This window comes from Thiomonas sp. X19, from assembly GCF_900089495.1.
Taxonomy (GTDB): Bacteria; Pseudomonadota; Gammaproteobacteria; order Burkholderiales; family Burkholderiaceae_C; genus Thiomonas_A.
The window spans coordinates 126,523-142,037 of sequence record NZ_LT605203.1; the positions used below are offsets into that span (position 1 = coordinate 126,523).

At 62.7% G+C, this 15,515-nt stretch carries 14 protein-coding genes and 2 pseudogenes; all 16 read left to right on the forward strand.

Features of this window, described 5'->3' with window-relative positions; translation table 11 throughout:
- Window positions 1-12 precede the first annotated feature (12 nt).
- Window positions 13-1,893, forward strand: a complete 1,881-nt coding sequence (locus THIX_RS00800) for a chemotaxis protein CheA (RefSeq protein ID WP_112488032.1) — start codon at window positions 13-15, stop codon at window positions 1,891-1,893.
- Between the two features lie 11 nt (window positions 1,894-1,904).
- Window positions 1,905-2,519: a chemotaxis protein gene (locus THIX_RS00805; RefSeq protein ID WP_112484442.1), complete on the forward strand. Its 615-nt coding sequence runs from the start codon at window positions 1,905-1,907 to the stop codon at window positions 2,517-2,519.
- A complete protein-coding gene (locus THIX_RS00810; protein WP_112484443.1) occupies window positions 2,516-3,268 on the forward strand; it encodes an MBL fold metallo-hydrolase in 753 nt (250 codons plus the stop codon). Before THIX_RS00805 ends, THIX_RS00810 begins: the two co-directional genes overlap by 4 nt.
- A 524-nt stretch (window positions 3,269-3,792) precedes the next feature.
- Window positions 3,793-4,815, forward strand: a pseudogene (locus THIX_RS00815) (methyl-accepting chemotaxis protein); the annotation flags it as partial.
- Between the two features lie 34 nt (window positions 4,816-4,849).
- The gene (locus THIX_RS00820; protein WP_112484445.1) at window positions 4,850-5,032 is read left to right on the forward strand and encodes a hypothetical protein; all 183 of its coding nucleotides are present in this window, start codon (window positions 4,850-4,852) and stop codon (window positions 5,030-5,032) included.
- Between the two features lie 418 nt (window positions 5,033-5,450).
- Window positions 5,451-5,921, forward strand: a pseudogene (locus THIX_RS24725) (methyl-accepting chemotaxis protein); the annotation flags it as partial.
- A 228-nt stretch (window positions 5,922-6,149) separates the two neighbouring features.
- Window positions 6,150-6,464: a CZB domain-containing protein gene (locus tag THIX_RS24730; protein WP_371412986.1), complete on the forward strand. Its 315-nt coding sequence runs from the start codon at window positions 6,150-6,152 to the stop codon at window positions 6,462-6,464.
- A 47-nt stretch (window positions 6,465-6,511) separates the two neighbouring features.
- Window positions 6,512-7,477, forward strand: a complete 966-nt coding sequence (locus THIX_RS00830; RefSeq protein ID WP_112484447.1) for a chemotaxis protein — start codon at window positions 6,512-6,514, stop codon at window positions 7,475-7,477.
- Between the two features lie 53 nt (window positions 7,478-7,530).
- Window positions 7,531-8,511 carry a methyl-accepting chemotaxis protein gene (locus THIX_RS00835; protein ID WP_233224328.1) on the forward strand — a complete coding sequence of 327 codons (981 nt, stop codon included), beginning with the start codon at window positions 7,531-7,533 and terminating at the stop codon, window positions 8,509-8,511.
- Window positions 8,512-8,548: 37 nt separating this feature from the next.
- Window positions 8,549-8,917 (forward strand): response regulator, encoded by a 369-nt coding sequence (locus THIX_RS00840; RefSeq protein WP_112484449.1) that lies wholly within the window; start codon window positions 8,549-8,551, stop codon window positions 8,915-8,917.
- A gap of 10 nt (window positions 8,918-8,927) precedes the next feature.
- The gene (locus THIX_RS00845) at window positions 8,928-9,269 is read left to right on the forward strand and encodes a lipid asymmetry maintenance protein MlaB (RefSeq protein WP_112484450.1); all 342 of its coding nucleotides are present in this window, start codon (window positions 8,928-8,930) and stop codon (window positions 9,267-9,269) included.
- Window positions 9,266-11,485 carry a chemotaxis protein CheA gene (locus THIX_RS00850; protein ID WP_112484451.1) on the forward strand — a complete coding sequence of 740 codons (2,220 nt, stop codon included), beginning with the start codon at window positions 9,266-9,268 and terminating at the stop codon, window positions 11,483-11,485. Before THIX_RS00845 ends, THIX_RS00850 begins: the two co-directional genes overlap by 4 nt.
- A 28-nt stretch (window positions 11,486-11,513) precedes the next feature.
- Window positions 11,514-13,127, forward strand: a complete 1,614-nt coding sequence (locus tag THIX_RS00855; RefSeq protein WP_112484452.1) for a methyl-accepting chemotaxis protein — start codon at window positions 11,514-11,516, stop codon at window positions 13,125-13,127.
- A 27-nt stretch (window positions 13,128-13,154) separates the two neighbouring features.
- Window positions 13,155-13,742 (forward strand): chemotaxis protein CheW, encoded by a 588-nt coding sequence (locus tag THIX_RS00860; RefSeq protein ID WP_112484453.1) that lies wholly within the window; start codon window positions 13,155-13,157, stop codon window positions 13,740-13,742.
- A 319-nt stretch (window positions 13,743-14,061) separates the two neighbouring features.
- Window positions 14,062-14,874, forward strand: a complete 813-nt coding sequence (locus tag THIX_RS00865; protein WP_112484454.1) for a protein-glutamate O-methyltransferase CheR — start codon at window positions 14,062-14,064, stop codon at window positions 14,872-14,874.
- 73 nt (window positions 14,875-14,947) lie between these two features.
- Window positions 14,948-15,496: a chemotaxis protein CheD gene (locus tag THIX_RS00870; protein WP_233224329.1), complete on the forward strand. Its 549-nt coding sequence runs from the start codon at window positions 14,948-14,950 to the stop codon at window positions 15,494-15,496.
- The last annotated feature ends 19 nt before the right edge of the window (window positions 15,497-15,515 follow it).

The following is a 15,515-nucleotide window of genomic DNA, read 5'->3' on the forward strand; positions in this document are numbered from 1 at the left end:
ACCAAGATGGCCATGGACAGTGACATCCTGCAGGAATTTATTGCCGAATCGCGCGAGCTTCTGGCTGACGCTCAGGGCCAGTTGCTGCGCCTGGAGGCCGCTCCCGCCGACGCTGGCGTGCTCGGTGCCATCTTCCGCGCGTTCCACACCCTCAAGGGCGGCGCCGGTTTTCTCGAGGCGCAACATATGGTGGACTGGTGCCACCACCTCGAGGATCTGCTCGACAAGCTGCGCGCACACAAGCTGACCGCCGACAGCGGCATGATCGATGCCATCCTGCGCTCCACCGACGTGATCGAGCGCATGCTTGATGAAATGGCCCAAGGGGACAATCCCCAACCCGGACCTGCCGAGCTCGGAGCCTTGGTGCAGGCCTACGCCCGCGGCGAGCAAACTGCTTCAGCTCAGCCAAAGCCCGCTGAACGCGAGGTACCCCGACATGCCGAAGCTGGGCACAGTTGGTTGGAACCCCGCGCCGATGTCACGGGCCAGATTGGCCTGTACGTTGAGAAAAAACCGGCAAGTACCGCCCCGGTCGCAGAGGTCAAACACGAGGACGATCTGGAAGCACTGTTCGACCAGACGCTCGACTCGCTTTACGGCAAGGGCGGCGCACCGGGGATCGCCACCACACCAACGGCCCCAGCCACGGCACAGCACGCGGCCGCTGCCGCCAGCTCGACGCCACCTGCGCCCGCCACCCCGAGCGCCGAACCACAGAGCCGTGAAGACACGACCATCCGCGTCGATTCTGCGCGACTGGATCAGGCGATGAACCAAGTTGGCGAACTCGTGCTGCTGCGCAACCGCCTGTCGGCCGCCGTAGCGCGCCTGAACCAGGGGGACGAGGCTCTGGTGCGCATAGTGCGCGAGACCGACTTGGCGGTCAACGACCTTCAAAGCACCGTCATGCGCTTGCGCATGCAACCCTGCAAACGCCTGTTCCAAAGCCTGCCGCGCGTGGTGCGTGACGCCAGCCGCAATCTCTCCAAGAAGGTGCGCCTGGAACTCGAAGGCGAAGATGTGGAAATCGACAAGACCGTGATTGACGCTCTATCGGGCCCACTCATCCATCTGGTGCGCAATGCGCTGGACCACGGCCTGGAAACCCCGCAAGATCGGCAGACCGCCGGCAAATCCGAGGAAGGCAAACTCAAAGTTGCCGCCATCCACCTGGGTGACAAGGTTCAAATTCTGGTGGTGGACGATGGACGCGGCATGAACCCTCACAAGATCATGCAGTCGGCCCTCGGCAAGGGCGTCATCTCCGAGGCTGACGCCGCGCGCCTGTCCGAGCGCGAGATGCTCGACCTGATCTTCCTCCCGGGGTTTTCCACCAAGGAACAGGTGAGCGAACTCTCCGGGCGCGGTGTCGGCATGGATGTGGTGCGTTCGGCCGTGCAGCAGTTACGTGGCCGTGTGGACATCGCGACACGCCCCAACCAAGGCACCACCCTGACGCTGGAATTGCCCTTGACGTTAGCCGTGCTGCCGGTGCTGTATTTCAAGTTGCGCCGCGAAACCTATGCCTTGCCGGTGTCGGTGGTCGACAACCTGATGGAGATCAACCCCGAACAAGTCCACAGCATCTCGGGAAGGTTGATGGCCCAGGTGGGGCAAGACCGCATCGTCCCTTATATCGACCTCGGTCTGCAGTTGCAGGGTGTGCCGCTGCATCTGGGGCGTGATCCCTGCGAAGGCATTCTCACCGAACAAGGATTGCTGATCGTCTCCGAGGCAGTGGGTACCGAGGACTCAGTGGTCAAGCCGCTCGATATCTCCGCCCAGTCGACGTGGTACCAGGGCGCCACCATCTCCGGCAGCGGTGACGTCGTGCTCATCCTCGACATGCAGGCGCTCACCCGAGCCATGCGTACGGCGCAGGCCGCTTGAAGGAACAAGCCATGACATCCCCCACCATCGCGCAAATGCGTCACAGCTTCGTCGGCGTCGCCGATGCCACCTTCGCCTTTCAGGGCCAGTTACAGCGCCGGCTGCGCGAAATTGATCGAAAGGCCTTGAACGCCCAGGTTCTGGTCAAACGCCATGGCAAGGTCCTAGCCGGCTACGGCGTGGTTGCGCAGTCGTTTCGCGAAGGCGCACAGCAACTCCAGGGCGCGGCAGCCGATGTGCAGCACGCCGTCCTGCCTCTGATGCAGGGTTTCATGCAAACCCTGCGTTACACCCATCTGATCGAAAAACTCAGCGTCCTGCCGGACGCCGTTCGGCAAAAGGCTCCCGGACTGGAGCGCGCCGTCAAGCAGCGCCAGCAACAACTGCTCGCGCGCAACGAACAAAGCAGACGTGCCGGTGCACGCCTGAGCCAAGCGCTCGCCCGCTTCGAGAGCGTCGTTGCGGAACTCGAATACGTGGTCGTCAACGGCCGCATCGAAGCTGCGCTCAAGGGCGATGGGCGCGCTGCGCTGGCCCAGGTTTCCTCCGATATGGACAACGCCGTGGTGCAGGTGCGCGATCTGCTGCGCACCTATGCCGAGCACATCGAAAAGGTTCTTCCATGAAAGCCGAAAAGTTCTATTCCGAAGGTCAACACCAATGGTTCACCGTCTACGACCAGGACGAACCGCGCGTCATCGACTCGAACGTCTACGCCTTGCAGGTCGATGGCCACACACTGCTGTGCGATCCCGGCGGCTTCGAGGTCTTTTCCCAAGTGTTCTCGGCCTTGGTCGATGTGCTGCCGCCCTCCTCCATCGAACAGGCCTTCGTCAGCCACCAGGACCCGGACATCGCGTCGAGCCTGCCGCTGTGGAATGCCTGCAACCCCGACATCACCTGGCACACCCCGCAATTGTGGGTGAGCTTCATCCGTCACTACGGGGCATTGGAGGCCAGCATTCAGGGCATTGCGGATGAAGGCGGCGAACTGGCCGTGGGCAGCGCCAAGCTTCAGATCATCCCGGCGCACTACCTGCATTCCTCGGCCAACTTCCACCTCTACGACCCACAAGCCAAGGTGCTGTTCTCTGGCGACGTGGGCGCAGCAATGCTGCCCACCGGCCACTCAGCATTCGTCGACCGACGCGACCTCGAAAGCGCATCCGCGTTCGATGCGCACATCAAGCATGCCACGTTTTTCCACAAGCGCTGGATGCCCAGCAACGCGGCCAAGCGTAACTGGTGCGAACGCGTGTCCAAGCTCGACATCGAGTTCCTGTGCCCGCAACACGGCGCGATCTATACCGGCGAGAACGTCCAGCGCTTCATCCAGTGGTTCGATGCGCTGGACGTTGGCAGTGCCGTGGCCTGACTGCTTGCCGGACCATCCACCTGCACATGACGCATGCCATGCTGAACGCCACCTTACCCCCCAACGCGGCTGACGACCTGATCGACGCCCTTGCGCTGCGGCCTCTGGACGCGCGTGCCGAGCGCATCGCTGCCCTGCCAGAACCCTATCGCAGCATCCTGGGATTCCTGCGCGATAAGGCGCAGGCCTGGGAGCGCGGCTCCACCAGGGTTGGGCTGGCTGCGGCACGCGGCTATTTCTCGCCGCGAGGCTCGGTACAAACGATCAAAACTCGGCAGGCTGAGCAGGACAAACTCATCGCCAATGTCGGCGCCAGTGTCGAGCAGGTGGTGCAGGCCACGCATGCGATGGAAGCGCACATCCAACGAGCCGCAATCCGCGCCCAGACCATTGCCGGCGTCACCGAGACCCGGCAACAGGACGTCAGCGCCGCGCGCGAGCAGTTCGAAAATTTGGTGGTCGAAACCACGCGCAACCGCGAACACCTCGAGCGCATCCAAGCGCACGCGCAGGACATCACACGGGTTTTACAGGTCATCAAGGACATCGCCGGCCAGACCAACCTACTCGCGCTCAATGCAGCCATCGAAGCCGCGCGCGCTGGCGAGGCGGGCCGAGGCTTCGCCGTGGTCGCCGACGAGGTGCGGCGCCTGGCCAGCAAGGCCGCCGCAACCGCGGTGACCGCCGGCGATTCGATCGAGACCATCCGTGATTCCGTCTCCGTTGCGCACAGCTCTTCCGAAAGTCTGGGCGTTGCCGTCAGCCGCAGCGCGGTGCAGATGGCTGACGTGCTCAAGGGGTTTGCCGAAATCAGACAGGGCATCGTCGATAACCAGATGGTGTTCTCCGAGGTTGCGCGCCTGAGCCGTACCTCACAGGACACGATCGCCGAACTCAGTGCCAGCTTTGGCCAGATGACTGCCGGCATTCGTCAAGCTACGGAAGATGGCATCAAGGGATCGGAGGAGGTTTCAGCCAATCTGCTCGAAACCCTGAACGAGAACAAGACCCTGCTCGAAATGAACCTGGATTTCGACACCGGCTCGGAGTTAAGCATGGCGTCGCGCTCGGCCCTGCAAGGCGCAGCAAACATCACCCGCGTCTTGCAACAAGCCATCTCGGACGGCAGCATTGCCGAGGCCGATCTGTTCGACGAGGCATACGTCCCGGTGCCCAGCACCCAGCCGCAGAAATACCAAACCCGTTTCACCAATCTGTTCAAGCAGCGTGTGCAATCCGTGCTTGACGACATCCTGGCACAGAGCGCGAACTTCCGGTTTGCCTTCGCCGTCGACCGCAATGGCTACACCGCCACACACAACAGCATTTACGACAAGCCGCTGACCGGCGACCCACAGAAAGACTTGATCGGCAACCGCGCCATGCGCATTTTCAACGACGCGTTCGGGTTGGAAGCGGCCCACAACACCAAACCCAGCCACCTGATGATCTACGCCCGTGACACGGGCGAAGTTCTGCGCGAGCTCGACGTTCCCATCCGGATCGGGAGCCGCCATTGGGGCAATTTGCGCCTGGGTTTCCAGTGAGCCAAGCGTCAATACTCCACGAGAGTGAACCAACATGTACTCCACGCTATTGCACTACGCGGAACCGCGTCTTGTCCCGCTGGACGCGCCTGAAATGCTTGCTGAGGCCGACGAAGCGATGGAGAACAAGGTCTTCTATATGAATCTGAATCGCACGGCAGTCGACACCATGGCCAGCTTCCACCAGTCGATCCATGCGGGCGGCACGTCGCGCTGAACCCGAGGAAAGCATCATGGAAAGCCTTCTGGAACTTCCGGCGCCGGCGGACTCGGCTGCGCAACCCGCAGCCAGTGGGGCCTTCGGCACCCAGGCCGACGGCCTGCTCGCTCGATTGAAAAACGACCGCGAAACCGTGTTGCAGGCTGCGCTGGCGCTGTTCACCGGCAAGGGCGACGGCGCACTGCGGGCCATCGACCTGATCGACGCCGACCACTGGGTGCGGCAATTCGCCGCCGTGCGCTCAGCCCTCCTCGCCGGGACGGACACCGTGCGCCACACCACGCGCAGCCTGGCATTCGCCGAGGCAAAGGTCTCAGGCTTTCAGACCGAGTTGGCCGAGCTTTCCTCCCAGGTGCTCGGCACAGCGCAGCGCCTTCAACTCGCAGCCACCCGCACGCAGACCGCGTCCGCGGGCATGCAGGACTTGCAGGACAAGACCCATGTCACCTCGCAGAACGTTGCACGCAGCCAGAAGGCGCTCGACGCGGTTCAGGAAGAGGTCCATGACGTCAGCCGCTTCGTCGCCTCCACCCAGGGCAAGCTCGCCAGCTTCGTCGAGTCGGTACAGACCGTCGAGCAGCTCACCGCCGGCATCCAGGATGTGGCCAACCAGACCAATCTGCTCGCGCTCAACGCCGCGATCGAAGCTGCGCGTGCAGGCGAGGCGGGCCGGGGGTTCGCAGTCGTCGCCGGCGAAGTGCGGAATCTTGCGCGCAAAACCGCAGAGATCACCCGCCGGATCGACGATCTGACCCTGGCCATCCGCGACCACTCCGCCGACCTCGGACGGGACATGGATGGCGCCGTGCAGCGCATCGAACAGGTGGGCAACCTCGTGGGCAATGTGCAGGCAGCCACCACCGGCGTGCGCCGCACCATGGACAGCGTGCTGCAGGTCGCGGCCGCGCAGCGTGCACAGATGGAAAAACTCGTCGCCGATGCCCACGACCAGCAGCAAAGCGGCGAACTCGCCAGCCAGACACTGCAGACCCTGGCCGGCCAGTTCGAAGCGATGTTCGAAGCCGTAGGTCAGGCACGCATCCAACTCAAACAGGGCGCAGCCGAAATGGGCAAATTCAGCAGCCCAGGAGTGGCTCTTCGCATCTCTCTGGCGATGCACGACGCCTGGATCGGCGACCTGCTCGCCGCGGCGCAAACCGGCAAGACCGTCGACTTGGACCTGTCCAACGACCGCGCCTGCTACTTCGGCAAGTGGTACTACGGTCCGGCCCAAAGCTACTTCGGCTCTAACGCAGGTTTCGGCGCAGCCGAGGGCGCGCACAAAAACGTGCACACCACCGGCCAGGCGCTGGTCGAGGCGCTTCGCGCCGGCGACCTGCCGCGCATCGAAAAACTCGCCGCCGAACTCGAACTCGCAAGCAACGCCATCACCGAACGTGTTGAAGCGCTGATGGCGCTCGTGCCCTGATCCCGACATTCCAACCCATCCAATCCATCCAGCACACGGAGCCTCTCATGTCCACCGTTCTCCAGGAAGTCGACGAACGCTCGCGCCTTGCGGGCACCAATAAATTTGAGCTGTTGCTCTTCCGCCTCGGCGAAGACAACGGAAGACGGCGCGAGATCTTCGGCATCAACGTGTTCAAGGTGCGCGAGGCGCTGGTGATGCCATCGATCACGGCGATGCCGGGCGCACCGCAGCATGTCCTTGGCGTGGCCAATATCCGCGGGCAGATCGTGCCCGTGATCGACCTGCCCGCACTGGTCGGTTGCAAGCCCAAGGCGCTGAACATCCTCATCGTGACCGAGTACGAACGCTCGGTGCAAGGCTTTGCGGTGGAGGAGGTGGAGGAAATCATGCGCTTGGAATGGAGCCGAGTGCTCTCGGCCGAAGCCAATGCGGTCGGCGGCATGGTGACCAGCATTGCGCGGCTTGATGCGGACAGCGACAAGACCCGCCTGGCCCTCGTCTTGGACGTGGAGAAGGTGCTGCGCGATGTGCTGCCCTCGCGCGTGCAGGAGGTCAATGCCGCGCAGGTCGGCCAGAAGCTGGAATTGCCGCCCGGGTCCGTGATCCTTGCCGCCGACGACTCCTTCGTCGCCCGCAGCCAGATCGAAAAGGTGTTGCAGGCCCTACATGCGCCCTACGTCATGACCAAGACCGGCAAGGAAGCCTGGGACAAGCTGCAGGCGCTGGCGAATGATGCGAAAGCCGAAGGCAAGAGCGTAGGCGACAAGGTGGCGGCCGTACTGACTGACCTGGAAATGCCCGAGATGGATGGCTTCACCCTGACCCGCAAGATCAAGGATGACGAACGCTTGAAGCGCATTCCGGTTGTGATTCACTCCTCGCTCACCGGTCAGGCCAACGAGGACCACGCGCGAAATGTCGGTGCCGAAGGCTACGTGGCCAAGTTCGTCGCCGAAGAGCTTGGCACTGCGCTGCGGAAGGCGATCGATACCGCCACGCAGCGCGCCTAGGCGTCATCCTCATTCGGTTGTCAGCCAGCCATCACGACGGAATATTGATGCCCATGTCAGACCCTGCAAAAAGCCAAGACCTACAGAAACCGCGATCCGAGCAGATTGCATCCCTCTGCGGCGAAGCGCTTCCCATTCTTGGGCAACAGATCGACGCCGGCCGCGTCCAGATGGAGACGGCCATTCTGCAACTGAGCCAGCGCTTCTCCAGTCTCTATGGAAGTCTGGAGAACGCCGTCAGGGCTTCACAAACGGCCATGGGCACAGAAGGTGAGGATGGGACTGTTGCCGTCTTTGCGCAAAGCCAGAGCGCTCTTGGGGCGGTGATGGAGCGGCTCAAGGTCGCGTTCGCCAAACGTGATGCCGCGATGGGTGACGTCATGCAGGTCACCGGACATGCGAATGCTCTCCAGAAAATGGCAGACCAAGTTTCCGCGCTGGCCTCCAGAACCAATCTTCTAGCTCTCAACGCTGCGATCGAAGCGGCCCGTGCTGGTGAAAACGGGCGCGGCTTCGCCGTGGTTGCCGATGAAGTGCGCCGGCTTTCGGTGCAGTCACGTGACACTGGGCAAGAAATGTCCGAGATGGTCAGAGTCATCAGCGGTGCGATGCGAACGCTGACCCAGACGGCGGCTCAGTCGAACGCTGAAGAAAAGCAGTCACTGGCGGAATCAGAGCGATCAGTCCAACAGGTGCTGGAGAGATTGCGGCAGGTCACAAGTGGCCTGACTTCGTCCACCGACATCCTGCAAAAGGAAAGCAACCAGATGCGCCAGGAAATCGCACAGGTGCTGGTTTCCCTGCAATTCCAGGATCGCGTCAGCCAGATCCTGGTCCACGCCCGACAGAGCCTGGATGCATTGAACGAGCGAGTCCGTGGTTTTCTCGCAGCTGCGCACGATGAGGCCAGCCTGGATGTTGCGGCCTATATGCAAGGCATCGCCAATGGCTACACGACCCAGGAACAGCGTCTGAACCATGATGGGCAAGCCATCACAGAAGTGCTGGATGGCGGCGACATCACCTTTTTCTAAGCACTCGCATTGTTTCCCTCAACTCCCGAAACCTGCCATGGCCAAAACCATTCTCATCGTCGACGACTCGGCCTCGCTGCGCCAAGTGGTCAATATTGCACTCGCCAGCGCGGGCTATGAGGTTATCGAAGCCTGTGACGGCGTCGATGCTCTGACCAAGCTCGACGGCCGCAAGATTCACCTCATCATCAGCGACGTGAACATGCCCAATATGGACGGCATCGCGTTGGTCAAGGAGGTCAAGCAAAAGCCCGACTACAAGTTCACCCCCATCATCATGCTCACCACCGAGAGCCAGGAAGACAAGAAGGCGCAAGGTCAGGCCGCTGGGGCACGCGCTTGGGTGGTCAAGCCCTTCCAGCCCGCGCAAATGCTGGCGGCCGTATCCAAACTGATTGCTCCATGAGGTTCCCACGATGACCACGCTTGAGCAGCCCTCAGGAACCACTGGCAGCGTGCACATGCGCGGCGCGCTTGACATCTACGCTGCATCCACTGTGCGCGAGCGTCTCGTCGCCCTGGTGCAGCAACACCCGGTGTTGGAACTGCAACTATCCGAGGTCGACGAGATCGATGTCGCCGGCCTGCAGTTGCTGCTGGCCGCCAAGCAGATGGCGAGCCATCTGGGGCACGCTCTCAAACTCAGTTCGCATAGCGCCGCCGTGCTCGACGCCCTGCAACTCTGCAACCTGCTGCCCTATTTCGGTGACCCCGTGGTTGAACACGGCGCGGCCAAAGCGCCCAAGGACAAGGCATGAACTTCGAACAACAGATGCAGCAAGCCCTGCAGTCCTTCATCGTCGAGGCCCAGGAGTTGCTGGTCAGCATGGAGCAGGGTCTGCTCGGGCTCGACGCCGGCGCCGACCCGGAAGCCGTCAACGCGCTGTTTCGCGCCGCACACACCATCAAAGGATCGGCGGGCTTGTTCGGCCTGGACGGCGTCGTCCGCTTCACCCATCACCTGGAGAGTCTGCTCGACCAGATGCGCGCAGGCAAAGCCGAGACCAACGAGGGCGTGGTCAACACGCTGCTGGATGGTCGCGATCACTTGGCAGGTCTGATTGAGCAGATTGCCCAAACCGGGTCCTGCATCGGCGGCACAGCCGCAGAGCAAGCCTTGGTCGTGCGGCTGCAGTCCTTGCAGCAACCCGCTTCGTTGGCGGTTACGGTTGCCGCGTCTCAGGCCATGCGGCAAATTCCCATGGACCATGACGACGCACCCGCCGTCAAGGTGTTGCCGCAAGGCGCGGCAATGACGGCCACCTGGCACATCTCGCTGCGCTTCGGGCCAGACTGCCTGCGCAACGGCATGGATCCGCTGGCTTTCATTCGCTATCTACGCGGCCTGGGAGAGATCGTCGGTCTGGCAACGCTGACTGACGCGCTGCCGGCGCTCGACGCGATGGACCCGGAAACAAGTTATCTAGGCTTCGAAATCAATTTCCGCAGTGACGCCACCAAGGCGGAGATCGAATCCGCTTTTGAATTCGTGCGTGAGGTCAGCGCGATCAGCATCTTGCCAGCGCATAGCCGCGTCGCCGACTACATCGAACTCATCCGTTCGTTACCCGAGGATGACATGCGTGTGGGCGACATCCTGGTACAGGTTGGCACCCTGACACCCAAGGAATTGACCGAAGCCCTGAACGCGCAGCAACAGGAACAAACCCAGGCCGGCAAGCATGCCCCGCTGGGGGAAATCCTGATTCGCGAAGGCGCCACGCGCGAGCCTATCGTGCAAGCCGCGCTGGACAAGCAAAAGCAGACCAAGGACAAGCGGCTGCGCGACAGCCAGATGCTGCGCGTCGCCGCCGACAAGCTCGACCTGCTCATCAATCTGGTTGGCGAACTCGTCATCGCCAGCGCCGGCAATGCCCTGCATGCGCAGCAGTCGCAAAATCCAGCGCAACTCGAAGCAGCGGCACAAGTGTCCCGTCTCGTGGAAGAAATTCGCGAACTCGCCCTGAAGCTGCGCATGGTCGAGATCGGCGAAACCTTCGCCCGCTTCCAGCGCGTGGTGCGCGACACCTCGCGCGAACTGGGCAAGGACATCGCGCTGGTCATCCAGGGGGCGGACACCGAGATGGACAAGACCCTGGTCGAGCGCATCGCCGATCCGCTGATGCACCTGGTGCGCAACGCGATGGACCACGGCGTCGAGGCGCCCGATGTGCGCGCGGCCCGCGGCAAACCGGCCCAGGGCACGCTGCGCCTGTCGGCCTGCCACGATTCGGGCAGCATCCTCATCGAGGTGGCCGACGATGGCGGCGGGCTCAACCGCGAGCGCATCCTCGCCAAGGCAGTGGAGCGCGGCCTGCTGGCGGCCGAAGCGGCCGCCACGCTGCCCGACGCCGATGTGTGGAGCCTGATTTTCGAACCCGGCTTCTCCACGGCCGAAAAGCTCACCGACCTTTCCGGCCGCGGCGTGGGCATGGATGTCGTGAGGCGCAATATCGAAGCCATCCGCGGCACCATCGACATTCAAAGCGACGCAGGCCGGGGCACCACCATGCGCCTGCGCCTGCCGCTGACCCTGGCGATCATCGACGGCTTCATGGTGGACAGCGCCGGGCGTGCCTATGTGCTGCCGCTCGACACGGTGGTCGAGTGCATGGAGTACCACCCCGGCCCCCGCCAACTCGGCTACATCAACCTGCGCGGCGAGGTTCTGCCGCTGCTGCACCTGCGCGACATGCTCGGCGGCGACGAGGCGGCGCATGCGTCTCCCCTGCGGCGCAACGTCGTCGTGGTGCAGGCGGCAGGCCAGCGCGCGGGCCTGGTGGTCGACGCCCTGCTCGGCGAATACCAGACCGTGATCAAACCCCTGGGCGCCCTGTTCGCCCATCTGCAAGGCATCAGCGGCTCGACCATCCTCGGCAACGGCGAGGTCGCGCTGATTCTCGATGTCACCGCGCTCCTGTCCCGCGTGACGCGGCAGACCAGCATGGCGCCATCCGCTGCCGTCGCTGCTTAAGGCCTGACCACAATCGAAGGAAACCCCCATGTTCAAACACCTCAAAATCAGCGTTCGACTAGGCCTGGGTTTCGGCCTCCTGGTCGTGCTGCTCCTGCTCACCGTCGGGTTCGGGCTGGTGCAGATGAAAAGCATCAACGACCGTTCGCATGATCTGGTTGATCACCAACTTCGCGCGGAACGGCTCCTGAACACCGCGTACGACAATTTTCAAGGCACGTCCCGCATCACCTTGCGCATCCTGCTGCAGCAAAATCTCACGGGCGAGGACGCGGCGGCCGTCAAAGCCAACCAGAGCAACACCAACGCGGCCTTGAAGGAACTCAAGGGCCTGCCCATTTCAAGCGAGATTCAGGCAAAAGTCGGCCAGATGCTGAACCTCATCGCGCGCAACCGGCCCATCCTGGCCAAGGTCTCCGAGCAGATCCAGCAGGGCAACTACGGTTATGCCAGCAGCGAATATCTGCAGAAATCGATGCCATTGCTTCGCCAGATGCGCATCACGATGCAGGACCTGGGGAAGATTCAGGAAAGCGAGACCAATGCCTTGTACGCCGCCAGCCAGGCCGATTTCGCGCGCGGATTGTGGCTGAGCCTGGTTTCTGGCGGCGTCGCCATCCTGCTCGCCATTTTTGGCGGCATCTGGATCACACGTTCCATCACCCGCCCGCTGGGCGAAGCTGTCGGGGTGGCGCAGAAGGTGGCTGCAGGCGATCTGTCGGTGCAAGTGCACAGCAGCGCACGCGACGAGACCGGGGCTTTGCTCCAGGCCCTGGGGGCGATGGTGGCCAAGCTCACCGCCACCTTGTCCACCGTACGTTCGGCTGCCGACAATCTCTCCAGCGCCTCGACCCAGGTGTCCTCCACCTCGCAGAGCCTGTCGCAGGCCGCCTCCGAGCAGGCCGCCTCGGTGGAGGAGACCTCGGCCACCCTGGAGCAGGCCACCGCCAGCATTCGCCAGAACGCCGACAACGCCCGCCTCACCGACACCATGGCCCAGCAGGCCGCCTCCCAGGCCCGGGACGGGGGCGCGGCGGTGCAGCAGACGGTCTCTGCCATGCAGTCCATTGCCGAGCGCATCTCCATCATCGACGACATCGCCTACCAGACCAATATGCTGGCGCTGAACGCGGCCATCGAGGCGGCCCGCGCCGGCGAGCATGGCAAGGGCTTTGCCGTGGTGGCCGCCGAGGTGAGAAAACTCGCCGAGCGCAGCCAGGTCGCCGCCAAGGAGATTGGCGATCTGGCCTCGGGGACGGTCAAGCAGGCGCAGAGTGCGGGCTCGCTGCTGGCGCAGATGGTCCCGGCCATCACCAAGACCTCGGATCTGGTGCAGGAGATCAATGCCGCCTCCGAAGAACAGGCCACCGGCATGCAGCAGATCAATCAGGCCGTCTCTCAGCTCAACGCCGTCACGCAGCAAAACGCCTCGGCCTCCGAAGAACTCGCCGCCACCGCCGAAGAAATGAACGCCCAGGCCGATGGCTTGCTGCAGCTCGTTCGCCAGTTCAAGACCGGCCAGGAGCATGACACGCCGCGTCAGGCTGGTCCGGCGGCCGACTCCGTGGCTCGCAAAACAGCAAGGCCTCGCCCCGAGGCACTGCCGGCGCTGGCCGCAGAAGGCACATTCGTCAAATTCTGATCCTGTCTAACAACACGGAGCCGATCCATGCAAACCATCCCCGCCAGCACCGCAATTGCCGTGAAAGACGCCGCCAATCTGCCAGCAACCGTGCAGACAAACGACTTTGCGGCACACGCTGCAAACGGCCAGTTCCTGACTTTCAGCCTGCACGGCGAGGTGTATGGCCTGGACATTTTGCGAGTGCGTGAAATCCTCGAATACACCCGCCCCACCACCATCCCGATGATGCCGGCCTTCGTGCATGGCGTCATCAACCTGCGCGGCAATGTGGTGCCCGTCATCGATCTGGCGCAGCGCTTCGGTCGCGCCGCCACCGAACTGCGCGCGCGCACCTGCATCGTGATCGCCGAGGTCGAAGGCGAGGATGGTCCTCAGGCCATCGGCATACTGGTTGATGCGGTGAACGCGGTGCTCGACATGGACGCCGCACAAATCGAGCCTCCACCCAGTTTCGGCACTGGCTTGCGGCAAGACTTCATCAGGGGCATGGCACGCAGCGAAAGTGGCTTCATCATCCTGCTCGACGTTGCGCGGGTATTGTCGGTGCAGGAAATGTCTAACCTGGCTGGCATGAGCCATGGAGAAGCGCTGGCAATGCCCGCTCAATCTTGAATGTTGTGAACCGCCCATCGATGGATTTTCCCCTATTCGCGGCATCGCCAAAGACCAACTTGAGAACCCAGCACGCAGCGATGATCGAAGGATGGCGCCGTACGCCAGCAATTGGGTGTGAAGTCGTGGCCGAAGCATCGAAACCCAAACCCAGGAGAACTTTCTTCGAACGCATGGCCTCGATTCTTTCCAGGGCTATGTTTTCAGTCCGCCGGTTCCTGCCGAGCGCTTTGCGCGACACCTGCGGACAAAGCGTCTCTGACCTACCCGGCGCGACATTCACGAACGCTTGTGCAGTCACCCGATCACCCGTCGCAAGATGAACACATTGACCGATACAGAATTGGCGGGCTTCAGCAAACTGATGTTCGGCGCGGCAGGCATCACGCTGGCGGCGTCGAAAAAGGCCCTGGTCAGCGGTCGCCTCGGGCGCCGGCTGCAATTGCTTGGATGCGCGAGTTTCACCGAATACCTCGGCCATCTTCAGCGCAATGCCCACGAGCGCCAGCAGGCGATTGATCTGTTGACGACCAACGAGACCTATTTCTTCCGCGAGCCGCGTCATTTCGGTTTTCTCGCCGAGCAGATCATTCCCAAGGTCGAACCGGGCCGGACCTTTCGCGTGTGGAGTGCTGCCTGTTCCAGTGGCGAGGAACCTTATAGCGTGGCGATGGTTCTGGCCGAGCGCCTCGGGCAGCGCCCATGGGAAATTTTGGCGTCGGACATCAGCACGCGCGTCCTGGAACAGGCGCGGCTTGGCGTCTACCCAATCGAACGCGCGGAGAAAATTCCCCTGCCCCACCTCAAGTCCTTCTGTCTCAAAGGCACGGGTGCCCAAGAAGGGCGATTTGCCATCCAGGAAGCTCTGCGAGGCCGGGTGACCTTCCGATCGATCAACTTGAACGCGCCTCTGCCCGAGATCGGTCAATTCGACCTGATCTTCCTGCGCAATGTGATGATCTATTTCAACACCGAAACCAAGCGACAGGTCTGCATGCGCCTGGTTCAGGCGCTGCGTCCCGGAGGACATCTCTGCATCGGCCATTCCGAGAGTCTCAACGGACTCGACAGCTCACTGCGCATGGTGCAGCCGGCGGTGTACCGCAAGGACGATGAAGGTGTCAGGGCATGAGCATGCCGGGCGATGCCAAGAGTGAATGCCGAAGCGCACGGCGCGAGGATGTCCAGAGATGAATGCTCCATGCATGCCACGCACCGTGATGGCACCTGAGCCGGAACCCCTGGAAATTTTTCTCCAGCCTGGCGAGTTGTATTTCGGCCAGGGGCACACGCGTGTGCGAACCTTGCTGGGCTCCTGCGTGGCGATTGCCGTCTGGCACCCGCGGTTGAAGCTTGGCGGGCTCTGCCATTACATGCTCCCCAGCCGCGCGCGGAGCGGCCACCATGGCCATGACAAGCGACTCGACGGCCGCTATGGCGACGAGGCCATGTTGCTGTTCCTGCGCGACATGCGAGCGAGTCAAACCCGACCGGAGGAGTTCGGAGCCAAGCTGTTCGGTGGCGGGCACATGTTCGAAGGCCAGTCGCAGTCGCTGCAGGCGGGTTGTCTCGATGTGCCCAGCAAAAACGTGCTCGCCGGCCGCGCGCTGGTGCGTCAGCATGGCTTGAAACTGAAGGCCGAGCATCTCGGCGGCCAGGGACACCGCAACCTGATATTCGATATCTGGAGCGGCGACGCCTATCTCAAGTTCTGGGGCCAGAACGCCGAGCAAACACGGCCCGTAGCGGACTGAACACAACGAGGACGACGAC